The sequence below is a fragment of the Gracilibacillus orientalis genome, from assembly GCF_900114645.1.
Classification (GTDB): domain Bacteria; phylum Bacillota; class Bacilli; order Bacillales; family Amphibacillaceae; genus Gracilibacillus; species Gracilibacillus orientalis.
Genome location: NZ_FOTR01000002.1, coordinates 354,209 through 379,765, shown reverse-complemented (window position 1 = coordinate 379,765; position 25,557 = coordinate 354,209). Strand labels below are relative to the sequence as shown.

The window sequence follows — 25,557 nt, the reverse complement described above, 5'->3', positions numbered from 1 at the left end:
GATTTTACTATCAACTTCTAAGATTTACTGGCAACTTATGTGATTTTACTATCAACTTTTAAGATTTACTGGCAACTTATGTGATTTTACTATCAACTTTTAGGATTTACTGGCAACTTACGTGAGTTTACTATCAACTTTTAGGATTTATTCACTACTACAGGAGAAATACGAACTATGATACCCAAATTAATAAAAAGGAGCGTGCAAAATGAGCGCATTGTTTACAGATCGTCTATGGAGAAAAGTGGAACCGATTTGGAATTCGTATCTTGAACATCCGTTTGTTAAGGGATTAGGTGATGGGACATTAGATCAGGAGAAGTTTAAACATTGGTTAAAGCAAGACTATGTCTACCTGATTGATTATGCAAGACTTTTTGCGATTGGAAGTGCAAAAGCGGACGATTTGGAGAAAATGACGACTTTTGCCAAGCTGTTACATGGTGTATTAGATGTGGAAATGGACTTGCACCGTAAGTTTGCAGCAGATTTCGGTATTTCTAAAGAAGAACTAGAATCAACAGAACCGTCTGCGATTACAACGGCATATACAAGTTATATGTTGAACTTGTCTCAGCGTGGAGGTGTGGAGAATGTTGTGGCATCAGTGCTTGCGTGTGAATGGAGCTATAATTTTATCGGCAAGTCACTAGCGAAAGTACCGGGTGCCTTAGATGATGATAATTTTTACAGTAGCTGGGTGGAAATGTATAGTTCCGATGAGTTTACAGAATTAGCTCAGGAGACAAAACAGTTGATGAATCAGATCGCGGAAGGAAAGCCAGAACAAGAGTTAGCTAAACTTGAGGAAATTGTAGTGAGGACTAGTCAGCTTGAATATATGTTTTGGGATATGGTTGAAAATAAAGAAGATTGGCCGGTGAATATATGATGAGTGACCCTCAAATAACTAATTTAGCAAATTTAGTAGAGGAACGAAAAGACGAATTAAAGCAAATTCTAGCAGATCTTATTAGTTTTCCGACCGTAAGTCCACCTGCTAGAAACACCTCTGAAATTCAGGCGTATATTGCTGAGTATTTAGAAGCGTTAGACTTTCAAACTGAACGTTGGGATGTATTTCCGAATGATCCTAACCTTGTCGGTATCAAAAAAGGGACGCAATCTGACACTTACAATAGTCTGATCATTAACGGACATATTGATGTAGCAGAAGTAGGGGATGATTCCAGTTGGACCGTATCCCCTTTTTCTCTCACTGAAAAAGCAGGATATCTGTATGGTCGTGGCGTCTCTGATATGAAAGGAGCTGTTGCTTGTTCTTTATTCGCAGTAAAGCTGTTACATGAAGAAGGGATAGACTTAAAAGGTGATTTGCAGCTGCAAACGGTGATCGGCGAGGAAGTTGGTGAAGCGGGTACACTTTCTTGTATTGAAAAAGGATATGATGCAGATTTTGCGATGGTTGTTGATGGAAGTAATCGGGAAATCCATGGTCAAGGTGGTGTAATTACTGGATGGGTAACAGTAAAAAGCAAAGAAGTGTTCCATGATGGGATGCGCGCAGAATTAAATGAAACAGGTAATGGAGCTAGTGCGATCGAAAAAATGCCCCAAATTATCGACAGCTTGCGTGCGTTGGAACAGGAATGGGCGGAAACCAAACAGTATCCAGGGTTTAAAAAAGGTACAACTACGATTAATCCGGCGGTCATTGAAGGTGGACGTCACCCGGCATTTGTAGCTGATGAATGTCGTCTATGGATAACGGTTCATTTTTATCCGGGAGAAGATTATCGGGAAGTTGCCAAAGAAGTAGAGGACTACTTAAAACAATCTGTTAAAGATGATCCATGGTTTCAGGAAAATCCGCTTCTTTTTGAATGGGGTGGCAAATCAATGATAGAGGATCGCGGTGAAATCTTTCCATCTGCGGAGATAGATCCAGAGCATTCAGCAATTAAGCTCCTGCAGCAATCACATAACACAGTCGAACAGGAAACCACTTCAATTGGGATGTCGAAAACTGTGACAGATGCGGGCTGGTTTGATGATGCTGGTATTCCAACAGCGATTTATGGCCCTGGAAAATTAAATGAAGCACATTCTGTTGATGAAAAAATAGAATGGAGTGAATTAATTACATTTACGAAGACTATGCTAACGTTTATTCCAACGTGGTGTAATGCAAGGAAACAGTAAAAAGCATAAAAAAGTACCAATCCTTTTGTTGGTTGGTACTTTTCGGTGATGAAGTGACTAACTACGGACAGTCATTTCAATTAATATTCCGTTAACTCAATAAATGTTTCATCTTCATAAATAGGAGAAAATAGTGGATCATTGTATGCTGTATCTTTAAATGTATCATTTAATTCTATGGATTTATCCAATTCCTCCAACCCTTGATCAACTTCTCCTTGTTGCACAAGTGCTATACTTTTTCCGTAATATCCAAGTGCTTCATTTGGATATTGCTCGATAATATTGTTGTAGACTTCTTCAGCTTCTTTAAAATTCCCCGCATATGTAAGCATCAGGCCTTTATAATCTAAAGCATCTAATGGTTGTTCTGATTCAAGCTCAATAATCTTGTCTAAATAAGGAATCGTATCACTATATTCCTCTAATAAATCATGAGAGTAGACAAGATACCATAATCCGTCGATATCTTCGGGATATGCCTTTATGTACCGTTCTAAATAAGGAATTCCTTTCTCATATTCGGCTAAGAAGTAAAGTGAAATTCCTTTTCCGTATAGAGCATTAGGAGCGCTATCATCAATCTCTAAAGCTTTATTATAATATTCTAGAGCTTTTTCATCCCTTTCCAGCAAGGAATGAGCATTTCCCATATTGATAAATTGTTCAGGCTCCTTATCACTAATATCAATCGCTTTTTGTGCAGCAACAATGGCTTGTTCATAGTCGCCTAGTTCATTTAATGACAGAGCCTTGTTATTGAATGCACTATCCATTTGGTCATCTAGTTCAATTGCTTGATCTAGCGGTTGTAATGCTTCTTCATGTTGCCCCATTAAATTTAGAACATAACCTTTCTCATTATGCAGTAATGGATCTTCGGGGTATTTTTCCAATCGTTGATTTACTTCTTCTAAAGCTAATTCATATTGTTCTTGTTCATACCAGTCATCATACTTTTCTCTCGAAAATTCAGGATCTGTGTCACTTAAAAGGCTACAGCCTGAAAGCATAATAAATGAAAACATAAATAAAGACCAAAATTTTTTACTCATTATTTCACTTCCTCGTTGTTATTAATTATGAAGCATCTTTAACTATTGTAAGTGATATGCTACTTCAAGTAACTAGGTTTAAAGTAGTGATTATTAACCAATTGGGGTCAAGAATAAAAAGAATCATTCAGTGGAGTAATTTTCCCTTCTGTAAAAAATGGAATTATATGTTAGTATGGATGATGAGGTTTTTATGCCTATTTTCGCGATATATATGCTGTTTGCAATTAATTTCCTATATTGAAAATGGCTAAAAACAACAAGTAATCGCTCTTTTATACTTAAGTCATAAGGGGGAAGGATGTTGATAAAGGAAAATGTTATTGAATATCTTTTTAACGAAAAAAAATATAAAGTAGCAAAGAATGTGTGTATGCTTATATTTTGGCTGACAGCCTTACTTTTAACTATCAATCTTTCGGACTCTTTTCAAGTGTATAGAATTTTATTTATGCCTGTATTGGTGTTTTTACTAATTTTAGAATTAATAAAAATGAATTGGTATAACAAAAAAATGGATATCAAAACCAGTGTCAAAGAGTGGATAGGAGTTGTTATTATGATTTTAACAATAATTGCTGTTTTTTATCTTGATAATGTATAGAAACGGTTGGGTTTTTAAAAAAAGGAAAAATGTTCATATTTTTATAAAAGGAGTGATTGTATGAAAATTCTTTTAATTGGTGGTACTGGGACAATAGGAAAATCTGTGGCTGAAAAGTTGAAACTGGATCATGAAGTTATCATTGCTAGTAAATCAAATGGAGATTATAAAGTAGACCTTACGTCTGTAGAGAGTATTGAAAAAATGTATAAAGATATTCCAAACATTGATGCTGTTATAAGCGCAACAGGAGCATCTCGTTTTAGTGATTTAAGTGAGCTAACACCGGAAATAAATGAGATAGCTATTAATAGTAAACTAAAGGGCCAAGTGAATCTAGTATTAGTTGGACAACATTATATCAATGAGGGCGGAAGTTTTACCTTAACTACAGGAATTATGATGGATGATCCTATTTTAAAAGGTAGTTCAGCAGCTATGGCTAATGGAGCGGTAGCTGGTTTTGTCAAATCTGCAGCGATTGAATTGAAACGTAATATACGAATTAACACTGTAAGTCCCAATGTCCTAGAAGAATCCATAGATAAATTTGGTGCATTTTTTAAAGGGTTTAATCCAGTACCAGCTGATAAAGTTGCGAATGCATTTGTGAAAAGTGTTGAAGGTGCTCAGACAGGGCAAGTGTATAAAGTTTATTAATATGCATTTCACTATTACATAGCTTTAACACGGACATTTATTCCGTTATTTGGCAAAGTTGAAGTGGATTTCTTAGGAGTTTAAGTAAATAACGAATCAGATGTCCGACTAATGTAGAAACGTATACTTCTTAATATTAGACTTAAAGATATTTTTCAAACATGGCGATCCTCAAATGATCGTCTTTTTTTATGTCTTAAAATTAAAACGAAATAATGGAATATTATGTTAAAATAGTGAAAAGGAGTGGTAAGATGGCATTTGTTGTAGGATATGGAATAGCTATTTTTGGAGCACTTGTAGCTTATATTCTAAGCGAAAATAAGTCTAAAAAAAGAAAATACATTGTATGGGGTATTACTCTTATGGTGGCAATCTCACCATTCTTATCTTTTGCTATTGGTTTAACATTTGCTTTTGTCTCTGAGAACGGATGGGTAATACCTGGAACAATTATAATATTGTTTCCGATAGGCTTTATCATTGGATTAACTATGCTCTTAGTAGGCATATTTAAGAAAAAAAGAACAGATGAACCCATATGACTTATTAAGATAACAGCTGCAAAATATTTGCAGTAAGCTTATGGCAAAACAGGGACATTGCCTGGGATCATTTTTATATTTTGAGTATAGGAGGTTCCAATGAAAATGAAAAAAGGGCTAATAAGACCAATAGTTATTTGTTTATTTAGCAATAATGACTCAATTCTTGTTGCAGAAGGCTATGATTCTATAAAGAAACAATACTTTTATCGTCCAATTGGTGGTGGTATTGAATATGGAGAATTAAGCTCTGATGCACTAATTAGAGAAGTTCAAGAAGAGATAGAGAAAGAAATTACTAATCTTAAATATTTAGGAACCATTGAAAATATTTTTACATATAACGGTGATATTGGACATGAAGTTGTTATGGTTTATGATGCATCATTTGTTGACGATTCACTTTACAAGATTAATTCCTTTGAAGGAAAAGAAGATGATGGAACATCATTCAAGCTATTCTGGAAACCTCTAAGCGAATTTGAAAATGGTCAATTAAGGATTGTACCTGAAAGTTTAATGACGCTCATACAAGAATAATTATAGAAAAATTTATCACGATGTTAACCCTCGGTAAACCCTCCACTGATGGTCTTACTTTTATCATTATAAAATTGGCAAATGAATTGTTATAGGTTATGGAATGGAAAGAATTATTATATAATGAATAATAGAATAATGAGGGAGGAATTTCATATGTCAAAAACTTTAACTGTTAACTCCACAATGATAGCAGGGGTGAGAGCAAGTTAAAATCTAATAATCTAGCATGCTTTACTCCTGCTTAACAATCCGTAATTGATTTTATTAGCAGGAGGTACAATGAAGAAAAATACTTTAGCGGAACATAATATTAAGTTTTTATTTTGGTCTAAAATATTTGGTAGTATCCTATTTATTACTCCAGTTTTGACTCTGTTTTATTTTTCTCGTGGATTAGATGAAAGGCTCATCCTATTGGTTATGGTTTTCTTTAGTTTAGGAGTACTCATAGGTGAAGTGCCTACAGGAATATTTGCAGACCGATTTGGAGCTAAGATGTCTTTCTTAATCGGCTCATTATTAGGAATTGGTAGTCATGCATTATTATTATGGGCTTATGAACCTTGGGTGTTCTTTTTGAGTAGCTTATTAACTGGATTTGCTGCTACTTTTTTTAGTGGTTCAGATGAAGCTCTAATATATGAATCATTAATTTTATCTAATGAAGAGAACAAAATGGATAGGGCAATGGGACAAATTGATTCAGCTAAATTCCTAGTTACCATCATTGTAGTAATAATAGGTGCGATTCTGGCAAAAGACTTATCTGATGGACAATTTAAGCTATTAATTGTTTTGAGTTTATTTTTTATGTCCTTGCAATTTACTTTATTATTGTTTATTAAAAATCCACCCAATCAAGGCACATATCAAAATGATATTAGAACACAACTTAAAGAAGGATTCTTTACAATAAAGAAACACCCTCAAGTTTTATGGATGTTTATGAATATAACTCTTGTATTCATACCTGCGACTGCAATTTTTGAAAAGTTTGATCAGAAGCTTTTGGTAGATGCAGGTCTTCCTGTTTATTCGATAGGTATTGTTTATGCAAGCGCTGCTTTAATAGGGTTTACTGCATCTCGTACAATTGGTTGGATGACAGAAAGAATAAGCCGTGTACACCTTCTGTTTATTACTGGCTTACTGGCTGTGCTAGGACTGATAGGAATTGCAACTTTTACTTCCTATTTGGGGATACTTTTAGGCATCCTATTAATCCTCAAACTTGTAAGTGCTATTAGATACCCTGTTTACTCGCAACTTTCTAATGAAATCATTCCTTCTAATGTTAGGGCGACTACTATCTCCCTATTATCGATATTAGATTCAGGATTTGATATTATTATTTTTCTAACTGTGAGTGGTATGGCGATAACTGGTTTTTCAATGATGTTTTTTGTATGTGCAGGTATAGCTTTAATCGGTACGTTACTTCCAGTTTTTCCTAAAAAAGTATAAATATCAATACTATTGTAGATCATACATGCTAGCATGTATGATCTTTTTTTAAAATTTAATCAAAAAATTCCATATGCGTTTTTTCTTGTTTATAGTAATCCAATCTATCCTCTAAAGTACCTGTATGAAGCTCAAATTTATGACCATCAGGGTCGGTGAAATAAATAGATTTCTTATCTCTTTTGTCCCTTGGACGACCCGGCAATATGTTTACATTCAATTCCTTGAGTCTGTTGTACATCTCATCAAAATCAGCTTCTTCTATTGAAAAGGCGATATGTGTGTATGATTTATGTATTTCATTACGTGGTATATCTTTTTCTGCATTAAGAGCAATCCACATACCATTCAAATCGAAGTATGCTGTGTTCCTGCCTTTAACTAACAACTTAGCATCAAATACTTTTTGATAGAAATCAATAGATTTTTCCAAGTGAGAAACTGAAAACAAAAAATGATTTAGTCCTTTTATAGACATTTTTATCACCCCGAGTTATATTATAACTTTTTTATAAATTAAAAGCATTACTATCGTTTGTTACTGTTTGGACTTCTTATGCATCTAAAAATGAAAGAAGATGACTCCTGTGGATACAGAAATCATCTTCTCTATACTATTTCTGTTCAAGAACAGTCAAGCCAAGAAGTCCAGTTAACACTTCGTTACTAAGTGTCTCAAGCTCCACACTTTCTATTTGCTCTGATTCTCCAAGGTCTATACTTAATATATTTCCATGGGCACCGTCACCTAGATCTTGGATGAATCCACTTTGTGCATAGGAACTAGATGTATTCTCCTTTAACCAGTCATCTAAATTTTCTGGATTAACAAGAGGCAGTATTTTCTGTTCACCATCACTAAGATTTACTGTAACTTTTGCATTCTCTATGCGGCTTTGCATGTGATTCGTTGCTGCTACCACAAAGAAGTAAAGCTTATTTCCCTTAACATTAACGGGGATTTCAATACTGTCAGGGAAATTATCGTAAAGGGATGTAAATACTGCATTTTCATCCTCCTTGGTAATGGAGAATGGGATCCCTATATCCGATGCAAAATTCTTACTTTCATAATCTAATTGGGTCAAATTCGGTTGAATCTTATCTTGTCCATCCCGGTATTGCCACCAATTCAGTCCATATTCCGTAACAGTACTCGGGATATTATCCCAATAAAACAAATCAGGCTGAGGAGAATATTTATTCTGATGTAGATATTCTAAATCTTGATTTACAAGATCACTTAAATCTATAGTGTGGGTGTTGAAAGAATTCTCATACGCACTAGAAAGCTGTTCATTCAATTCCCAATTTTCCAGATTTGTAGATAGTTCTGTCTCAGAATTATCCTCACCTTCAAAAGTTAAGAGATTTTTCCCAGGCGTCAGCTTTGATGGGTCTTTGATTTCAAAGGTAATAAGATCAGATTTATCATTAGCCTTTATCGTAGTATGCAAATCAAAAGTTGTTCCCGCGATGTTTACCGTTCCCTTTAGATTAATATTTTGCTGACTACTATTATCTATCGCAAACTTAGCAAATGCTTCTCCGTCTTTGACAACTAAATCTTCATCTACAATTTCTAAGGAATGCTTGAGCGTGATATCAACAGGTAACCACATTTCGCTATTACCGGACTCAACTAAAACGAAAAAGGTGTGGGTACCAGGCTTGTTATTTAAAATAACAGACGCTTTTGATTTCTTTACAGTTGCTTGATCCATATCAAGGATTCCCTGAGGGTCATGCAAACGAATAATATTCCCATTTTTTATAGAGAAAGAATATTCCTCGTCAATAGCCCCAACAGAGCTAGCATTCACCTCTGGCATAGAATTTGATTTCCCATGGTTATAAATAACCTCGATCTTTGCATTATTACTTTCAGATGTTTCAATCTCTAGCCAAGTGTGACCTATGCCTGGATTCAGCGAGTAATCGACATCTTTCCCATCTACCTTGACAGACTTTATCTTCGTACTGGGGGCTATGAGATTCACGTTATATTCCAACGCCTTTTCACTATTAATTATAATTGTTTCCTTGTCGTCCGCAAAGTTGTAGTCATATCCCAAGTAATCTGTTTCGATTGAAGCATGTTCCCAATCACGAGGGAATGCAGGCTGAATAGTTGCTTTTTTATTTGGTACATCCATTTTAATTCCGAATAATCCTTCCACAGTTGTCCTTACATACATGGAAGTTACATCGGTAAAGTCTACGTGACCGGATTGTGAACCATCTTGATTTTGAACATACGAGAGAACACCAGGTCCAGGACCTTTAAACAGGTTAGCATCAATGCCGGCTTGCAAGTCCTTTGCTTGTTCCACGAGTCCAAGACGATAGTAATTAAGCATTAGATTAGTAGATTCAGCAGTGTATAGGCCTCTACTTGAATATACGTTAGGTAACCAATTAGAAGTCCATGGCAATCGGCCATCCCTAGGTGTTGTACCTGTCTCATTTTTTATAGCATGTTCTGTAAATTGTAGCATTTGGTAGCTTTGGAATGGATCAGTGAATCCTAAATCAATTGGTGTATAGATACTGGAGAGGTCAGGAGATTCATGTACCCGTTGCAAACCAACCACATCTTTATATTCGCCAAAAACTCCGATATCCTCTACCCACAACTTGTCTTCCATAGCTTGTTCAATCTTTGTTGCGCGTTGCTCGAAGATAGTTGGGTCTTTCTCTAATCGTTTTGCGATGTCGACCATTTCCTTATTGGCGCGCCAAGCATATACACTTGCAATCGTTGCTCCACCGCCATTGTTCCATTTATTATCAGTATTCCATGCATTTAGATGGCTTTCGTATAACCCTTCGTCATCCGTTTCCATATACTCATCCATCCAATTTAGATGATTAGCAATAAAATCATAGCCGCCATTGGCCATCATATCTAAATCACCTGTCCATTCCCAGTTGTACATCATCATATCAACTAATACTTCACCCATGTTGTAATGAGAATCTCCACTAAGCTTGGATGGAATTCTACCATTGGATGCCTGTTTATCAAAATAGGCAGCAGCATTTTCAAAGGCACGGTCTTCCCATCCCGCTGTTGTTGCCCCATAAGTTGATCTCCAACCTGGCAATGCAACAAACCAGTTGATAGGCCCATGCATAAAGGTAGGGCTACTCCATGAGGCATCTAATGCCAACGTTGCGGCTGGAAGGGCTGCATTCAAATAAGGATTAGGAGTATCGATTGTAACCGACTGGGATAGTTCCTGGTAGTGGTCCATGCTATCCTCTAAAACCTTTTCTGGCTCAGCTAAGTAGTTCTTTATCTCAGAAGATTCTAGATCATCTGTAGTGATATTGAAAAATACTTCATTATCATAGTTTCCTTCCGTTGTTCCAATTGCCATGGGCTGAGAATCAGCTTTTGTTTCAAGAAGAGCATCTGGTCCTTCACTATAAGCAGAAGCATCCACCCTTTTTAAATGAAGAGGTATATTGGCTGTTCCATAAAGAGTTGGACCTCCACCCTCAATAGAAAAATGGTTCTTTTCTATTTTTACATCTGTTCCCGAAGCATCTGATGGCGTGAATTTCATGGAGTCGTAATCCTGAGATCCATAACTTCCTTGGTCACGTCCGCCAGAGGCAATAACTAAGTCGTTTGTGTAATCATCAGGCAATGTGACTTTTACTAGTAAGCCTTCAAAATTTTCAGGGCGAACGTAGGTTAATAGGATCGTTCCTTCGAATGACGGATCACGAAGCTCGTATTCCTGATGACCTGAAACATAACGCGAAGTGATCGATTCAAAGTCAGCAAACCATTTTCCGTTTTTTAAACCTAGGAAAATATGACCTAACTTTTGTTGAGCACTATTTCCTCTGTTATGGAATAGCAGACCATCAGGTTTATCCCCGACCAATGCAATAATTCTTGGAGAATTATGAGGACCATAAAGTGGCCGATTATAAGATTCTCCACCATTATTTATGGAAAATCCGCCATCTATTGGCAAATATTTATACTGTTTTTTGCTGATGTGAATGTTTTCTTGTTTTGATACTTTCTCATTTTCAATGGACGTTGCTTTTACAGTAACCATTTGCTCCGAAGCAGTACTAGAAATGGTTAGTTTTCCATCCGTGCTCATATCGACACCTTTAGGAGAGTCACCTGCAATTTCCCATTTCATTTCAGCATTTTGCATGATGCTTCCAAATTGATCCATCACATTGGAATGATAAGAAAAAGTTTGGGTACCATCTTCAGGCTGTGCTATACCTTTTTGTCCTAGTACTGTAACTCTAGTTTCCTCAGGCCGATATATAATAATTTCTTTCTCCAAGGATACGTCGGGATTTGATTGTGTGGAAGCCTTTAAGCTAATCGTTTTCGGTGAAGATGGAGAATGATCAACCGTAAGTACTCCTTCTTGATTTAGATGGACACCCTTTGGTACATCACCTTCGATTTCCCATGATACTGATTCATCTGGAAGTTCATAGCCATACTGATCGACAACATCAGCCTGATAGGAAGTTTCACTACTATCATTTTCAGCTATGTTTATTCGATCAGGCCCCTCAATATTGATTGAACTTGCTTCAAGTTGTGTACTGGCGGATGGTCCATTGTTTGTCCAGTTATCCGCAGCATCACCAGCTTCTACACGTAGCGTCGCATCAGTTAAATCAATGTCTGTCCCCTCTAAATGATAGGAGGTTAGTTCCTGTTCTGTTTGCGTTGAGTCTGCTTCTACAACTTCCAACAAAGTATCATTTTTATAAATGTTATATTGAGTGACAGCTACATTGTCACTTGGGGTAGCCCACTGCATATCAACACTGTCTTTCTTAATATTGGATAATGTGAGTTTTGTTTGCTCAGACCACACTGGAGGAGTCGTTTCTTCGGTGGAGATAACTTCAACACCATTGACGCGTCCATCTTCACCGAATTGTATATCCAACTGGTCGTCTTCTACCTCGGTCTGATAGATTTCTACTGCAAATTGATTGGTGGTTGCCTGTATTCTCTCCTGCTGTACCCCTTCAATTGTCACATCTGTTTTGTTGGCGGCTATGTGATCTCCAGATATGACCTTTACATAGTAGCCACCATTCTGGATATCAACCTTAAAGGAATAGCCACCACCGTTTGTGAAATCTCTACGAAGGTCGTCGGGAGCTCCTCTGTCCCTACAATCTGTATTTTTATCCAGTCCATATCCTGTGGAGCTATCATATATTGTTTGATTCGATATTTGATGGTAGCCTTCTGTAACGGGACTCGATTCACAACCGAAATCAAATTTCAATGGAGTGGATAAGCTTGTCTCAGTCTCTGCAGTAACTGATTTATTCAGACTTAAAAACATAGAAAAAGTGAATGTCAGACAAAATAAAATAAATAGTGCTTTTAGCTGTTTCTTAGTCATTCTTTAACCCCTTTTCGCATGAATTGTGTCCTTAACATTTAAAAAGAACGTCACTACAATGAAATGGAATCGCTTTCAAATTTAACCTCCATAAACTACTTAGAAAAGAAAAATTATAACTCTGGATTTTCCTCATGATCCACTGGATATTACCAATAAGAATATCTGATTTAGATTTAAGTACGTTCTATTCACCTCCAATGATCTGTTATGATACCGGTAACATAAAAACTATCACAAAAGTTATCCATTGTCTATGAAATGTTTTGTCGAATGAAAATTTATCTGCTAGGTCTTTAATAAATTGGAACTAGCATAAAATTAACATTTTCGCGAAAAACTATTTATATCTTAAGGGAGGAAGTGATTTTAGTGGAACTTATGTATTCAGTCGTCCCATCTTTAGTCGCAATAATTATTGCAATATGGACAAAACAAGTTATCCCTTCCCTACTAATAGGTTTATGGATAGGGAGTTTTTTATTAACCGAGTCTTTGTTTATGTCTGTTTCAAAAACAGTAGACTATATTGTTGGAGTATTAACTGATACCGGAAACATAAATGTATTACTGTTTTTATACATATTTAGTGGGTTAGTAGCCCTTATTCAAATATCTGGTGGAATCCAAGCATTTGGAAACTGGATGAAAAAATATATTACAAATTCTAAAAGAGTATTTGGCGTGCTATGGGGGTTACTACCGATTACCTTTATAGATTGCGGTTTTCGTGTAGTTGCTACGGGATCAATTGTGAAATCTCTTTCTCAAAAATATCATGTTTCAAGTGAAAGATTAGCTTATATGCTTAACAATTCTGCTAGTCCTGTTATCATTTTAATTCCTTTAGCGACTACATTTATCGGTTATGTATTAGGTGTTGTAGAAAAAGGAATGCAAGCATCAGGGATAGAGGGATCAGCATTAGCATTATTTATTCAATCCATACCTTTTCAATTTTTTAGTTATACTGCGATAGGAATTGCCATTTTATCAATCATGCCTAGATTTAATTTTAGCGGGATGAAAGAATTAATAAAAGTGAATCATTCGCCAGATAAACCTGCTCACCATGATGAAATGTCCGAGAAATATCATGAAAAAGGGGAATCAGCTAAAGACCAAACAGGGAATGCAGTAAAGGGGGGAATGGAACATAATCATGATATGGATGAGAAACCAATTTTAAAACCAAGATTGATGAACCTAATACTTCCTTTAGCTGTATTAATTCCACTAAGTTTTTTCTTAATGTGGAGTAGTGAAGAACCATCTCACTCCATGTTGATTGCGTTATTAATTACAACGGTTATGACTTCATTATTATATAGAGTGCAAGGTATTAAGATAGAAACATTGGTTGATCGATTTATAAAAGGTGGTAATCAGCTAATAGTTACCATTGCAATATTAGCAGTAGCCTGGCCGATATCTGATGTATCACAAGATCTAGGGCTTGGTCAGTTAATTGAAAATACATTAGCAGGGAATTTAAGTCCTTTACTTGTACCAGGTTTACTTTTTATTGTGACAGGTGCTGTATCATACTTTATTGGATCTTCATGGGGGAGTTGGGCACTGATGGTACCTATTGCGTTTACATTAGCTGTATCGACTGGTAGCGTTATACCAATTGCACTTGCTGCTGTATTATCTGGAGGTACTTTTGGAGATGTTACTTCTCCAGTATCGGGGATGACGGCAATGTCTGCAGGAATTGCAGAGGCAGAACACATGAAATATGTCAAGGCAATGTCGCCGTATAATTTACTGGCAGGAATGGTTGCAGCTCTACTTTTCTTTGTTGTTCCGTTTATCATCTGATCTTTAATGAAGATCGATTTGTCTACAAAGCTTTAGATGTATTTCATATAAAACAGGAATAACGTTTCATTTTTAAGACGTTATTCCTGTAAGTAGATTTTATGCAGACATTGCAAATTTTTGGCATACTTGCGCACAATGTAAACATATTTGGCCGCACCTTTGTGAGATTTCGTCAGGGTGACGTAAACAATGGTTTCCACATACTTCACAAATTTGTGCACATAATGAAGCGATAGATTTTGCAAAATAGCTACAACGGGCCAGATATTTAGCTGTTAACGTACATATATCAGCACAGTCCCTAAGTAAACTTAGTTGCTCACTTCTATGGCTTGAACCTTCCATTTGTAGAATGGAATGCTCCGTGTATTCGCAAGTAGCTTCACAATGTTGAACAGCTTCTAAAACTTCGTAATGTGACATATGGCTTTGTTCCATATTATGATGCATATCATTTCCTCCTCTAATTTTAAAACTGACACAATTTCATATTATGTTTGGATGCTTGCCTATGTATTAGGCATCCATCTATTTTTTGAAAATCAGTTATTTTTAGAGATGAACTCACAGAAACAAAACATAGCGCTCGTCTTATTTTTATGTCTTAAAATTAGAATAAAGTATTGGAATATTATGTTAAGATGATACAAGAAGATATTGAACTGACAGTTTAGTGTAAGTGAATTTATATTTTAACGGGGTGTGATTTTGTTTAAACGAATTATATTGGTCATGTTCATATTGCCTATTATGAGTGCTTGCGTGTCTAATGGAGCATTGGATACTAGGAACCTCGAAGTAGAGCAGGAAGATATAAACACCAGATATAAACCAGTAGAAAAAGAAATAGCAGAAGAAGCATTGCCTTATGAAATGAAGTATCCTTCTTATTTCCCATTTGAGAACGAAAAAACAAAGGTGGTTATAACTGGCTGGGAAAACAGTGAGGAAAGAGTAGTAACATCTATCAGATATCCTTCAATAGAAGAAGGTGCTAAATGGCAGGAAGGTTCTATTACTCAAGCAGCCATTCCAAATGTGAATTATACTATTGCAAATTTTGATAGATATTATAGCAAATATTCTGATACGAATGGTTATAACGAAATCGAAATTAAAGATGGGATCACAGGATTGTTCAAGGTTAATAAAGAAATCAATGGAGCAGAATTATATTGGTTTTATGAAGAAAAAGAATATGCTTTACAACTGATGTATTTTAGTGAAAACAATGAGGAATTGAAAGCAGAGTTAATTAAAATTGCTAATTCAATGTAAGGGAATTATTAATTTAATCAGTGAAATTTCATATTTTCTATCTTTAACTTGTTTAATCGTATGCCTATGGAGGAATTTAATTTTTAAAATAGGGGGACTGGTAAAGTTGAAAATAGTAGGAGAGATTCAAAGAAAGTATAGAGAGAGAAATAAGTTATTTTTAGCTTTAGATATTTTTTTAAGTATCTTAATGATTTATTTTGCAGTTCGAGTGTTATTCATATCTATTTCGGGATTAGTAAGTTCAAATCCGTCAACTGATTCTCCGACTTTATTAATTTTTGCTATGCTCTTTACCTTAGGATTATCTAGTGCTGTTCGGGTTGTTGAAATGCTAGTTATCGGTAAAAAAGAATATTTAATGTTATTACTTTTTTCTACAATCTTCGTTCTCAGTGTATCTGTATATATATTATTGTTAGATTACTTTTAGTGAGCTTTAACCAATCTAGGACGATTGCTGAACGACCAGCAATCCTAACTGGCGGAAGGGTTGAATAAGTTGAAGGTTAAGTCTTTTGTAAATCGTCTAATTTGTAAAGGGGTTTTTGTATGTTTAAAAGAGAGTTATCTTTCGTTTTATTATCAATTATATTAGTAGCTTGTAATAATCAAACAACTGAAAACTCGGAAATTCATATTGGTAACCCAACTGCTGAAGAAATTTTAACAAAGAATGAGAATGCAGATATATTTGTCCTAAATGGTATTGTATATAGTAATGCAGAAGATCTTGAATGGGTAAATGAGAAAGAATTAACTTTAGGCGAGGAAGTCGGTGAGATTAAAGAACAAACTAACAATAGTGACGAGTTTGAGAATTTTACTGCAACTAAATTGACAGTTGGAACTAAAATATACGAACCTGTTGAAAAAAGTGGTATTTATATAGTAAAAGTGAATGATAAGGAAATACGATATTTAGGATTGAGAGAAGGATAATGCCATTAATATCGTGCTTATCGATAGCTTTAAGCAAGTAATTGTTTAGCTTAATAATAGAGTAGAATAGTTTTATAGCAGTCTTGATTAACCATTGAGCTAGGAGGTGTAAAGATATTTACATACAAGCAGTTTTCCTTGATAGGGATGGTACTATCGGAGGTAGCGATAAGGTGATTTACCCAGGAGAATTTGAACTATTTCCAAATGTATCAAAGTCAATACATCAATTAAAAGAATCTGGTGCTCTAATTTGTTCTTTTACTAACCAACCTGGAATTTCTATGGGAGAAGTTACATTTGATAGTTTTGATAAAGAACTAAGAGATTTTGGTTTTGATAAAATATATCTTTGTCCTCACCAACATCATGAAGGTTGTGAATGTAGAAAGCCTGCTTCAGGAATGCTTAAAAAGGCAGCTAACGATAATAATTTGGATTTAAAGAAATGTGTGGTCATAGGGGATAGGTGGACGGATTTAATAGCAGCAGATGAAGTTGGATGCATGAAAATTTTAGTTCAAACAGGTAGTGGAAAAGAAACCTATTATAAATACATAAACAATCAATTTTTTGGTCGATGGGGTGAAATAAGACCTGATTTTATTTCAAAGAATTTTAATGAAGCTGTTAATTTATTAATGTCACCAACATAATAGTTCTAGTTCTTCAATTAACAGGTGCAAGAGTTAAACATAGCGATCCACAAATGATCGTATTTTTCTGTTTTTATAATTGGAGTGATTTCAGTGATTGCTTCGAATTTTTATAAGGGTAAAGATAATTGATTAAATCTAAGTACAGGGGTGATCAACAAGAATAGTAAGTAAAAATTAGAATGACTCCACCTTCATGATTAGATTTAAGCAATGACACTTTGTGAAGTGTTACACATTAAAGAATGTGTGTGAATGCTGAACAAGAGTATTCGCTTTTTTTTAGTAAAAGGCAGTGGAGTTAATTAAGAAATTTCGTAATGTAACTTATTTATATTTTTGTTGACTAATAAATAAGGAGGGATTTGATGAAGTTTAAATTAGTTTTATCTATTTTTGCTTTTATAACTTTTTTATCAATATTGGGATGTTCTGAAGTAGATGAAACCAACAGTAATTCTGATAATGATAATAAGCCTATAAAGACTAGTAATAAGGAAACTACTGAGCAACCTCCGAAAACTACTAGGCCAAAGCCCCCTGGTTTAACTGTCTATGTTGGAGAAGAAATTGTTAGACCAGCACTTGGTACTTACAATTGGAATTATGAAAGCGGAGATGGGACATCGGCTGAAATTCATGCAGATTCTCTTGCACCACCAGAGTTGGTTAAAAATCATAATCCAACGGAAGTAACAGCTGACAGCAATGTCGAACTCGACTTCGAAAAACAGCCAGATAGTTATATCGTGAGAATATGGGATGACGACAACAATATTATTAGCAATTCTGATAAAGTAGTTCTTACTGGTAAAGGCAAAGTTATTTATGATGTGTTAGTACAATGGGAACAAGGTACTGCAAGCTATTCTTTTTCTTTAAATATTGAATAAGTACCTTATTACACTAGCGGGACGCTACTTCAATTAAGTAGGGATTGTGCGCTTTTTTTATGGATATAATTGGTAGTTTTAATTTAAAAGAGGTTATAGTCAAAAGTTTTTTTAATTCAATGGTAGGAAACGAGAAGGTTATTATGGTTGTTGCTGGGGCATTTGTATTTGATAAAGAAAATCGAGTGTTGATGCAAAAACGTTCTGATAATGGCCAATGGGGATTTCCAGGCGGATTTATGGAATTGGGTGAAAACGTTCAAGATACAGCTAAAAGGGAAGTTTACGAAGAAACGGGACTTAGATTAGAAGAAGTTGAATTGTTTGGGATTTATTCTGGTCCTCAATATGACAAGACTTTTTCTAATGGTGACCAAGTATCACTGGTTTTAATATCATTTATTTGTAAAAAGTATAGTGGGGAGCTAATTGAAAGTAACGAGGAATCAATACAGAATAAATTTTATTCACTTAAAAAACTACCAGAGAATATATTTACTGAACATAAGATGCTTGTCGATGATTTATTATCGAAAAAACAACTACCGATTATTGGATAATATTTTTCCAAGAGTGGATTTTTATGGTGAAATAAACACTTAAAAAGGAGGAGATTATGAAGGTAGAGAGGTACTGTACTAAATGCAAAAAACAATTTAGCTGGCGAGAAGTTCAAAAGTCTACTAGAAATTTGTTTATACGACCAGAGATTGAATGTTCCGATTGTGGTGAAGAATATAAGATTACTATTCTATCTTATATTTTAGAAATGTTTTTTAGGTTCATTCCAATACTTGTATTTTATTTCTTGATGAAATACGATACCTCAAACGGTATTAGTTTAATTGTATTTTTGGTGATCGGATCATTCACCATTTTTATAGCACCATTTTTTGTTAGATATGTGAGAGTTGCAAGATAAATGTATTTTAGTTTCAAATACTATAACAAGCGACTGCCACCCATAAGAGACAGGGTTTGCTCTTTTTCTTATTGATGTCTAAAAGCAGGATGGTTGAACAGGGGTAATCGAAATTTTCGTAGAGAATAAGTAATTTACATCCAGGGCAGTGATAGTAGAAAAGAATAAGGAAGGTGGAACTCTTTGAAAAGGTCTTATTTGTTTTTAATTATGCTTTTTTTCTTTGTTCTAATTAATGTTGGCTGTTCTGATAAGGACGAGGTCGATGCACCTACGATCTCAATAAACCAAAATTCTGAATATGAGAAAACTTTTAGGGATTTAAGTTTAGGAGTTTTATTTAACTTTTACTTTTATTTACCTAGTGCGGATAAAAGGTGGGTAACCCTTTGGGTCGAAAGATACATTGATGGAAAAAAAGATTCCCAACCATTAACTCAGTTGTCTTACGGTAATAGCCCAGAAGATGTTGACGAGGGGCCTTTGGGTTTTGGAATGATAAATGAAAATTCAGAGGACGCTTTAGTATTCCTGTATGGACCGGGAGCAAGTACACAACCATCGAAAATTGATCTAAAACCTATGACTTCTATTGGAAGCAGCTTGGAATATGCCATTGGAAAAGAAGAAGTAGAGTTAAAGTTGTAGAAACAAAAATATTAGCGGCTTATCGAGAAATAAAAGGTAATTCGATTAGCCCAGTTGATCTAAAAGATGAGGAAGCAATAAACAGGATGGTTAAACAAGATGACCGAGTGCTTTTACTGAAAATAAAGGTAGAAAAAGAAAGTGTAAACTCTAACTAATTCCCAGAAAATAATCAAATGGTGAAGAGTGGTACTTATGTTATGAATGCAAGAGTTAAACATGGTGGTTATCAAATGATCACCTTTTTTATTTTGAATACCTCGAAGAATGCATGGAATATTATGTTGAAAAAAGAAGAGACAGTACTATCGAGAAAGTATATTTGATGTTGAATAAATGATTGATATAAAAATAAGCCAATGCATCAAATGGAGGAATAATAATGCCAGAACGAATAGAAACAATGACAATTGACAAATTGAATCAATGTATTGATTTATATATAAGTGTTTTTAATAGTGAGCCTTGGAATGAAACTTGGAGTTATGAAATTGCTAAAGAAAGACTTACTGATTTGATCAATACACCTAAATTTCTAGGTTTTTCACTTTACAATGGGGATAAGTTAATTGGTTTTATAGCAGGGAATACAAAGAAGTCTTACCATGGGCTAACATATTATTTAGCAGAACTTTGTGTAAATAATGAAATTCAAGGTAAGGGATATGGAACTAAACTACTTAAATATTTAGAGACTGAACTAAAGAAAAGAGATACTAAAAGCCTCTATCTGTTAACTTCAAAGGAGGGACTTGCCGAAACATTTTACAAAAAGAATGATTATCTAATAAGTAATAACAGAATAGTTCTAAAGAAAGATTTATAATAGTGTTTCATGTATGATATGGCAATGCTCTAGAATGGGGTACTCTTTATTCAATAACAAACGAAGTATTATGAAGAGTGCCTGTCACTATTGCGATTATCCTCGCGATAATGACAGGCACTTTATCATTTATTCTCCAAAAACATAAGTATCTAAAAACTCATTACGGAATTTACCTTTTGGATCATAGTGCTGAAGTAATTGCTGAAAGTCCGTTCGTTTTTCATAGAGCGGTTGTATCTTTTCTTTTGGCATGGTAAATAGTTTGCCCCAATGCGGACGAGCTTGATAAGGTGCAAGTATTTCTTCAATTTTTGGCAGCACTTTTTGTACGGATTCCCAGTCATCTTTCCATGTAAGATGAATCCCAATCGAATCCTGCTTATAACATGGGCTCATCCATAGATCATCTTTGGCAATGCTTCGGATTTCATTAACATGGAGAAGCGGTGCAATCTGCTCACGAATTGTACTAATTTCTTTTAACGCCTCATATGCATGTTTTCTTGGAATGATATATTCTGTTTGTAATTCATCTCCACTGCTTGGTGTGAAGTCAATACGAAAATGTGGCAGTCTATCAAACCACGGACCCGGTACACCCATCTGTTCGGTACAATTTACAGCTTCAATTCCAGCGATAGGGTGAGAATTGGCTGTCGCTGGCTGTGCACCATATAAATCTGTAGGTATCTTCGTTTGATTTTCATCTGTATATAGTTTTTTTAACCAAACTTGATTAATCGTGTCGCTTTCCCAGTTTGTAAATAAACTAACACTGTATGCGCTTGAGAAAATGTCATCGAAATGGTGTTCTAGTTGTGACAAAGGTAAATTTTCGAACACATATTGACTGATTTGAAAGGATGGAACGATGTCCAATGTCATCTTTGTTACTATTCCTATTCCACCGAGTCCTACTACTGCACCTTTCAATTGTTCTTCATTTTTATCTCGGGAAAATTCGACCAATTCACCATCTGCAGTTACGACTTCCATCGCACGTACTGAATTAGATAAACAACTGTTTTGATCTCCTGACCCGTGTGTTGCTGTTGCACATGCACCTGCAATTGAAATATGAGGCAATGAAGCCATATTCTCAAGTGCGAAGCCATTTTCTTGAAGGAAGTGACTTAGATCACTGTAGATAATTCCGCCTTCAACTGTAATTGTTTGGTTTTCGCTATCTAATGCTATTACTCTGTTCAATTTTTGTAAGGAAACCATATTTTCGCTAGAATCTGCTATTCCATTAAATGAGTGACGTGAACCTACTACTCTTACTTTATCACACTGTTTTACGAGATTTTGAATTTGTACAACGTTTTCAGGTTCATGCCAGTTTGCTGTACTATATGTATAATTACCTGCCCAGTTTTTTTGTTGCTCCACTCTAAGTATCCCCCTTTAATTGATGATAAGTATTCTATGGTATCGAATGTAATAAGAACGCTTTCAGACTAAACAAGTTTATTTTATCATAATTATGTAGAAAGATGTATTAAATGATTTTTAATAAAAATAAACGCTTGTTAGACGACAATAATTGCTACCAATCTTTGTATCACGGTTTATTTTATTCGTGAAACGATTGGTTAGGTATGATTTTCATTATTGTAAAATAACTGATGGATAATATATGATAAACAAAAATTCCTAAAATGTTATTTAAAAAATTCTGAAAATATTATATAATTTCTAAATATGTATCTAGGAGGGGGAGTAATATGAAAGCATTAGAGAGAGTTAGTAGTTTTGTAGGAAATACATTTGCCATTTGGGTCGTGCTATTTGCGGTCTTATCATTTCTGCTACCTTCAGGATTCACGTGGTTAGCAGACTATATCACCCCTTTATTAGGAATCATTATGTTTGGTATGGGGCTTACACTATCTACTAGTGATTTTAAAGAAGCGTTTAAACGTCCGAAAGAAGTGGCGATTGGAGTAGTAGGGCAGTTCATGATTATGCCATTGCTTGCCTTTGCACTAGTAACGCTATTACCTGTTTCAACAGAGGTAGCAGTCGGTGTTATTTTAGTTGGCTGTTGTCCAGGCGGTACTTCATCCAATGTCATGACATATTTGTCCAAAGGGGATACAGCATTATCCGTTTCGATTACTGCGGTTTCTACGATTCTGGCACCATTTTTGACACCAGCACTTATTTATCTATTTGCTAGTCAGTGGTTAGAAGTATCTGCAGGGTCTTTATTCGTATCGATTGTGCAAATCGTATTAGTGCCGATCGTGTTAGGCTTAATCGTTCAAGCGTTATTGAAGGACAAAGTGGAAGCGGGAGTAAAGGCAATTCCGTTAGTATCGGTAATTGGTATCGTGGCAATTGTTACGGCAGTAGTAAGTGTCAACCATGTACAAATTGCGGAGACAGGATTAATCATTTTCTTAATTGTTGTGTTACATAATGCGCTAGGTTATCTAGTTGGTTATGGGCTAGGAAAAGTAATGAAAATGGATCCGAAGCAACAAAAAGCCGTGTCCATTGAAGTGGGAATGCAAAATTCAGGACTTGGTGCAACACTTGCAGCTGCGCACTTTAATCCATTATCAGCGGTACCAAGTGCGATCTTTAGTGTGTGGCATAACATTTCGGGACCAATTGTAGCGACTATTTTCAGAAAGCAGCAAGAGAAGGAAAATAAAAGTGCTATCGATAAGAGTCATAGTGCATAAATAGAATGATGGGTCAGATTTCGGAGTGGAAGTTTCTATCTGTGATCAAAAAAACAAGAGCCTACCTCAACAGTAGGCTCTTGTTATGATCCTATTTTGAAAAAGGGGGATTTTTCAAAATTAGTTGTCTAAATTCACTCTTAGAATGTCTGCCAAGGTTTTAGGAAGATCTGTATTATCATGGAATCCTGCAAACTTTTCAGCTTGTGGACCATACGCATAAATAGGAATATCTGCTCCAGTATGATTGGTAGTTGTCCAACCAATACCAGCATGGTCACTTACTACTGTATTAATAGCAAATGCTGCATCACTAGCATCCTGAATGGATTGTACTTCTTCTTCGGTTAACGTTACATTAGTGTATTCTTCGACAATTTCTTTTGCATTGGAGCGATCTTCATTTAACTGGGCAGCCATGGAGTCTCCAGTTGCTGTTACATTGTTTAAAATATCAGCATTTAATCCTGAGTACGCACCAGAACCTGTTGTCATACCACCAGTATCATGATCACCAGCAACAATTACTAATGTATTGCCATCTTGTTCAGCAAAATCTATTGCTTCTTCAACAGCTTTTTCAAATGCCGCTACATCAGACATAGCCCATGCTGAATCATTGGCATGTCCAGCCCAATCAATTTGACTTCCTTCGACCATAAGGAAAAATCCATCTTTATCCTGTTCTAAAACTTCGATGGACGTTTCAGTCATTTCTGCTAAACTAGGTTCTACTGTTTGATCACGATGTAATTCAGGAGAAAGGGCATCATCAGCAAAAAGGCCAAGCAATCTCTCTTCTTCTACATCAATATCTGCATTGTTTTGTAATTCTTCACTTGTTTCCACGTACGTAACCCCAGCATCTTGTGCTTCCTCTATTAGGTTTGACTCCTCTTGATTGCCACCTTCTGCTTCTGGTAAAAACATATTTTTTCCTCCACCTAGAAGGACATCTACTTCACCAGAAATATATTGTCTTGCAATCTCCGTTTGATTATTTCGATTTTCTACACTTGTAGCAAATGATGCTGGTGTAGCATGAGTTATCGTGGATGTAGCTACTAATCCAGATGCTTTTCCTGCTTCTTCGGATGCATCTAAAATGGTTGTTACATCATTTCCTTCTGAATCAAGACCGATTACGCCATTGTTTGTTTTTACGCCACTAGCCATTGCCGTACCAGCAGCTGCTGAATCTGTAACATCAGCGTTTGCGGAATGAGTAGTAAACAATCCTTTTAGATGAGCGTCCCAAACAGCGTCTTCTCCTTTGTAGACACGGTAATTAGAAGCATAGTCTGTACTAAATCCATCTGGAATCATGTAAATGATATTTTCGATTTTCTTTTCGTCCTTACCATTACCATTACCAAGACCATATGCATGTCCGTGTCCTTTTCCTGGTGATTCAGGCTTTTCAGCAAAAGCAGGAACACTCATAGCAGATAAAACTAGACCTGTACTAAGTGCTACAGCACCAATCTTTTTAAACATTCTCTACCAACTCCTTCATAATTTTGATTACAAGTACAACCATACTAGAAGAATGTTGATAGACTATTAACTGATGGTAAACGTTAGATAAAGAAAATACGGGCTTAAAATCTATGATTAATTACCTTATTCTATGGAAAATTTCGCGACTATCCATCTTATTGACTAGTCATAACTTCGAAACTTTTCATCATTATTTGTGGTAAATGGGTTGATGAAGAGGTTTACTTCACATATTGATCCTACCATTTTTCTACCATTTTTTTATGGTCATCCATGCTATTTGCAACGATAACCTCTATCAAATAAAAGTAGATCATTTATCCTGGATAAAAAGTCGTTCATTTCTTTTGCGGGTTCCCTTGATATATTGTATAATAGCTACTTGTGAGTAGAAAAACGCAACGGACAGCAAATGTTTAGTGGGTATTTTGATTCATTTTATAATTCTTGTTTCTGTTTGCGTTCATGCAATTAAACTAAATCTATCAACGGGGGAGTTACTTAGATTCTCCGCCGATACATCCAGAAAGGAAGAGGTAAAGATGGCAAAAATAGAAAACATGACAGAAAATGGTGGTTATATTATTGATATTAAAGCCACAAGTAAAACCGTTTATATGAATGTAGTGGGGGGATTCACACCAGAACAAGCGGAGAAATTTCATCAAGATTATCAAAAACAGATAGGTTCGATTTCAACCATTGACTATGTTTTAGAAGTAGATTGCAAAGATATGAAGGTTATCAATCAAGAGATGACACCAAAATTAACTCAATCGTTTGAATTATATAAAAAATCTGGTTTTAAAAAAATAGAATTTTTAATTGATAACAATGTGGTAATTAAAATGCAACTTAACCGAATAGCTAAAACGGTTGATCTACCAAATTTCGAAATAGTTGGAGCATAAAAATGAG

At 35.3% G+C, this 25,557-nt stretch carries 25 protein-coding genes; 19 read left to right on the top strand and 6 right to left on the bottom strand.

The window, feature by feature from the left end:
- The first annotated feature begins 211 nt into the window (after window positions 1-211).
- Window positions 212-895 carry a thiaminase II gene (gene tenA, locus BM121_RS05300; RefSeq protein WP_091482127.1) on the top strand — a complete coding sequence of 228 codons (684 nt, stop codon included), beginning with the start codon at window positions 212-214 and terminating at the stop codon, window positions 893-895.
- On the top strand, window positions 895-2,166 hold the full coding sequence (locus BM121_RS05295; RefSeq protein WP_091482124.1) for an acetylornithine deacetylase: 1,272 nt from the start codon (window positions 895-897) through the stop codon (window positions 2,164-2,166). Before tenA ends, BM121_RS05295 begins: the two co-directional genes overlap by 1 nt.
- Window positions 2,167-2,246: 80 nt before the next feature.
- Here the strand turns inward: BM121_RS05295 and BM121_RS05290 are convergent, their stop codons facing one another.
- Window positions 2,247-3,221, bottom strand: a complete 975-nt coding sequence (locus tag BM121_RS05290; RefSeq protein ID WP_091482121.1) for a tetratricopeptide repeat protein — start codon at window positions 3,219-3,221, stop codon at window positions 2,247-2,249.
- Window positions 3,222-3,525: 304 nt separating this feature from the next.
- Here BM121_RS05290 and BM121_RS05285 point away from each other — a divergent pair, with 304 nt between their 5' ends.
- The 5 genes from BM121_RS05285 (at window position 3,526) to BM121_RS05265 (ending at window position 7,037) form a co-directional block, all read left to right on the top strand.
- Window positions 3,526-3,825, top strand: a complete 300-nt coding sequence (locus tag BM121_RS05285; protein ID WP_091482119.1) for a hypothetical protein — start codon at window positions 3,526-3,528, stop codon at window positions 3,823-3,825.
- 60 nt (window positions 3,826-3,885) lie between these two features.
- A complete protein-coding gene (locus BM121_RS05280) occupies window positions 3,886-4,485 on the top strand; it encodes a short chain dehydrogenase (RefSeq protein WP_091482117.1) in 600 nt (199 codons plus the stop codon).
- A gap of 254 nt (window positions 4,486-4,739) precedes the next feature.
- Window positions 4,740-5,030 (top strand): hypothetical protein, encoded by a 291-nt coding sequence (locus tag BM121_RS05275; RefSeq protein ID WP_091482114.1) that lies wholly within the window; start codon window positions 4,740-4,742, stop codon window positions 5,028-5,030.
- Between the two features lie 99 nt (window positions 5,031-5,129).
- Entirely contained in the window at window positions 5,130-5,570 is a 441-nt protein-coding gene (locus tag BM121_RS05270) for an NUDIX hydrolase (protein WP_245780739.1), read from the top strand.
- A gap of 282 nt (window positions 5,571-5,852) precedes the next feature.
- Window positions 5,853-7,037 carry an MFS transporter gene (locus BM121_RS05265; protein ID WP_091482112.1) on the top strand — a complete coding sequence of 395 codons (1,185 nt, stop codon included), beginning with the start codon at window positions 5,853-5,855 and terminating at the stop codon, window positions 7,035-7,037.
- Window positions 7,038-7,092: 55 nt separating this feature from the next.
- On the opposite strand, the gene fosM is transcribed toward BM121_RS05265, so the two are convergent.
- Window positions 7,093-7,515, bottom strand: coding sequence for a FosM family fosfomycin resistance protein (gene fosM, locus BM121_RS05260; RefSeq protein WP_091482109.1), 423 nt, complete (start codon window positions 7,513-7,515; stop codon window positions 7,093-7,095).
- Window positions 7,516-7,651: 136 nt separating this feature from the next.
- On the bottom strand, window positions 7,652-12,451 hold the full coding sequence (locus BM121_RS05255) for a DUF4450 domain-containing protein (RefSeq protein ID WP_091482107.1): 4,800 nt from the start codon (window positions 12,449-12,451) through the stop codon (window positions 7,652-7,654).
- A 381-nt stretch (window positions 12,452-12,832) separates the two neighbouring features.
- Between BM121_RS05255 and BM121_RS05250 the strand changes: the two genes are divergently transcribed.
- On the top strand, window positions 12,833-14,275 hold the full coding sequence (locus BM121_RS05250; protein WP_245780749.1) for a Na+/H+ antiporter NhaC family protein: 1,443 nt from the start codon (window positions 12,833-12,835) through the stop codon (window positions 14,273-14,275).
- A 99-nt stretch (window positions 14,276-14,374) separates the two neighbouring features.
- Here the strand turns inward: BM121_RS05250 and BM121_RS22765 are convergent, their stop codons facing one another.
- Window positions 14,375-14,701, bottom strand: a complete 327-nt coding sequence (locus BM121_RS22765) for a four-helix bundle copper-binding protein (protein WP_483866635.1) — start codon at window positions 14,699-14,701, stop codon at window positions 14,375-14,377.
- A gap of 339 nt (window positions 14,702-15,040) precedes the next feature.
- Between BM121_RS22765 and BM121_RS05240 the strand changes: the two genes are divergently transcribed.
- From BM121_RS05240 to BM121_RS05200, 9 genes are all read left to right on the top strand, one after another.
- Window positions 15,041-15,556 (top strand): hypothetical protein, encoded by a 516-nt coding sequence (locus BM121_RS05240; RefSeq protein ID WP_091482097.1) that lies wholly within the window; start codon window positions 15,041-15,043, stop codon window positions 15,554-15,556.
- Window positions 15,557-15,662: 106 nt separating this feature from the next.
- Window positions 15,663-15,989, top strand: coding sequence for a hypothetical protein (locus tag BM121_RS05235; protein WP_091482094.1), 327 nt, complete (start codon window positions 15,663-15,665; stop codon window positions 15,987-15,989).
- Window positions 15,990-16,108: 119 nt separating this feature from the next.
- Window positions 16,109-16,498: a hypothetical protein gene (locus tag BM121_RS05230; RefSeq protein WP_091482091.1), complete on the top strand. Its 390-nt coding sequence runs from the start codon at window positions 16,109-16,111 to the stop codon at window positions 16,496-16,498.
- A 116-nt stretch (window positions 16,499-16,614) separates the two neighbouring features.
- Window positions 16,615-17,154, top strand: coding sequence for an HAD-IIIA family hydrolase (locus BM121_RS05225; RefSeq protein ID WP_091482088.1), 540 nt, complete (start codon window positions 16,615-16,617; stop codon window positions 17,152-17,154).
- 368 nt (window positions 17,155-17,522) lie between these two features.
- The gene (locus BM121_RS05220) at window positions 17,523-18,047 is read left to right on the top strand and encodes a hypothetical protein (RefSeq protein ID WP_091482086.1); all 525 of its coding nucleotides are present in this window, start codon (window positions 17,523-17,525) and stop codon (window positions 18,045-18,047) included.
- Window positions 18,048-18,106: 59 nt separating this feature from the next.
- The gene (locus BM121_RS05215; RefSeq protein WP_091482084.1) at window positions 18,107-18,607 is read left to right on the top strand and encodes an NUDIX hydrolase; all 501 of its coding nucleotides are present in this window, start codon (window positions 18,107-18,109) and stop codon (window positions 18,605-18,607) included.
- Window positions 18,608-18,663: 56 nt separating this feature from the next.
- A complete protein-coding gene (locus tag BM121_RS22645; protein ID WP_091482082.1) occupies window positions 18,664-18,969 on the top strand; it encodes a TIGR04104 family putative zinc finger protein in 306 nt (101 codons plus the stop codon).
- Between the two features lie 183 nt (window positions 18,970-19,152).
- Complete coding sequence (locus BM121_RS05205; RefSeq protein WP_091482079.1) at window positions 19,153-19,617, top strand: hypothetical protein; 465 nt, start codon at window positions 19,153-19,155, stop codon at window positions 19,615-19,617.
- Between the two features lie 382 nt (window positions 19,618-19,999).
- Window positions 20,000-20,443: a GNAT family N-acetyltransferase gene (locus tag BM121_RS05200; RefSeq protein ID WP_091482077.1), complete on the top strand. Its 444-nt coding sequence runs from the start codon at window positions 20,000-20,002 to the stop codon at window positions 20,441-20,443.
- Window positions 20,444-20,572: 129 nt separating this feature from the next.
- On the opposite strand, the gene BM121_RS05195 is transcribed toward BM121_RS05200, so the two are convergent.
- The gene (locus BM121_RS05195; RefSeq protein WP_091482074.1) at window positions 20,573-21,838 is read right to left on the bottom strand and encodes an FAD-binding protein; all 1,266 of its coding nucleotides are present in this window, start codon (window positions 21,836-21,838) and stop codon (window positions 20,573-20,575) included.
- A gap of 335 nt (window positions 21,839-22,173) precedes the next feature.
- Between BM121_RS05195 and BM121_RS05190 the strand changes: the two genes are divergently transcribed.
- Window positions 22,174-23,139 (top strand): bile acid:sodium symporter family protein, encoded by a 966-nt coding sequence (locus tag BM121_RS05190; RefSeq protein WP_091482073.1) that lies wholly within the window; start codon window positions 22,174-22,176, stop codon window positions 23,137-23,139.
- Between the two features lie 120 nt (window positions 23,140-23,259).
- Here BM121_RS05190 and BM121_RS05185 read toward each other — a convergent pair whose 3' ends face one another.
- Window positions 23,260-24,636: an alkaline phosphatase gene (locus tag BM121_RS05185; RefSeq protein ID WP_091482072.1), complete on the bottom strand. Its 1,377-nt coding sequence runs from the start codon at window positions 24,634-24,636 to the stop codon at window positions 23,260-23,262.
- A gap of 545 nt (window positions 24,637-25,181) precedes the next feature.
- On the opposite strand from BM121_RS05185, the gene BM121_RS05180 reads away from it, so the two are divergent.
- Window positions 25,182-25,550: a hypothetical protein gene (locus BM121_RS05180; RefSeq protein ID WP_091482071.1), complete on the top strand. Its 369-nt coding sequence runs from the start codon at window positions 25,182-25,184 to the stop codon at window positions 25,548-25,550.
- The last annotated feature ends 7 nt before the right edge of the window (window positions 25,551-25,557 follow it).

What these genes read in the sequence shown, in the direction of transcription:
- BM121_RS05275 (WP_091482114.1), top strand. Translation starts at nt 4,740, where the DNA reads ATGGCATTTGTTGTAGGATATGGAATAGCTATTTTTGGAGCACTTGTA.
- fosM (WP_091482109.1), bottom strand. Translation starts at nt 7,515, where the DNA reads ATGTCTATAAAAGGACTAAATCATTTTTTGTTTTCAGTTTCTCACTTG.
- BM121_RS05220 (WP_091482086.1), top strand. Translation starts at nt 17,523, where the DNA reads ATGAAGTTTAAATTAGTTTTATCTATTTTTGCTTTTATAACTTTTTTA.
- BM121_RS05270 (WP_245780739.1), top strand. Translation starts at nt 5,130, where the DNA reads ATGAAAATGAAAAAAGGGCTAATAAGACCAATAGTTATTTGTTTATTT.
- BM121_RS22645 (WP_091482082.1), top strand. Translation starts at nt 18,664, where the DNA reads ATGAAGGTAGAGAGGTACTGTACTAAATGCAAAAAACAATTTAGCTGG.
- BM121_RS05290 (WP_091482121.1), bottom strand. Translation starts at nt 3,221, where the DNA reads ATGAGTAAAAAATTTTGGTCTTTATTTATGTTTTCATTTATTATGCTT.
- BM121_RS05295 (WP_091482124.1), top strand. Translation starts at nt 895, where the DNA reads ATGAGTGACCCTCAAATAACTAATTTAGCAAATTTAGTAGAGGAACGA.
- BM121_RS05250 (WP_245780749.1), top strand. Translation starts at nt 12,833, where the DNA reads ATGTATTCAGTCGTCCCATCTTTAGTCGCAATAATTATTGCAATATGG.
- tenA (WP_091482127.1), top strand. Translation starts at nt 212, where the DNA reads ATGAGCGCATTGTTTACAGATCGTCTATGGAGAAAAGTGGAACCGATT.
- BM121_RS05230 (WP_091482091.1), top strand. Translation starts at nt 16,109, where the DNA reads ATGTTTAAAAGAGAGTTATCTTTCGTTTTATTATCAATTATATTAGTA.
- BM121_RS05185 (WP_091482072.1), bottom strand. Translation starts at nt 24,636, where the DNA reads ATGTTTAAAAAGATTGGTGCTGTAGCACTTAGTACAGGTCTAGTTTTA.
- BM121_RS22765 (WP_483866635.1), bottom strand. Translation starts at nt 14,701, where the DNA reads ATGTCACATTACGAAGTTTTAGAAGCTGTTCAACATTGTGAAGCTACT.
- BM121_RS05200 (WP_091482077.1), top strand. Translation starts at nt 20,000, where the DNA reads ATGCCAGAACGAATAGAAACAATGACAATTGACAAATTGAATCAATGT.
- BM121_RS05215 (WP_091482084.1), top strand. Translation starts at nt 18,107, where the DNA reads ATGGATATAATTGGTAGTTTTAATTTAAAAGAGGTTATAGTCAAAAGT.
- BM121_RS05265 (WP_091482112.1), top strand. Translation starts at nt 5,853, where the DNA reads ATGAAGAAAAATACTTTAGCGGAACATAATATTAAGTTTTTATTTTGG.
- BM121_RS05280 (WP_091482117.1), top strand. Translation starts at nt 3,886, where the DNA reads ATGAAAATTCTTTTAATTGGTGGTACTGGGACAATAGGAAAATCTGTG.
- BM121_RS05190 (WP_091482073.1), top strand. Translation starts at nt 22,174, where the DNA reads ATGAAAGCATTAGAGAGAGTTAGTAGTTTTGTAGGAAATACATTTGCC.
- BM121_RS05255 (WP_091482107.1), bottom strand. Translation starts at nt 12,451, where the DNA reads ATGACTAAGAAACAGCTAAAAGCACTATTTATTTTATTTTGTCTGACA.
- BM121_RS05180 (WP_091482071.1), top strand. Translation starts at nt 25,182, where the DNA reads ATGGCAAAAATAGAAAACATGACAGAAAATGGTGGTTATATTATTGAT.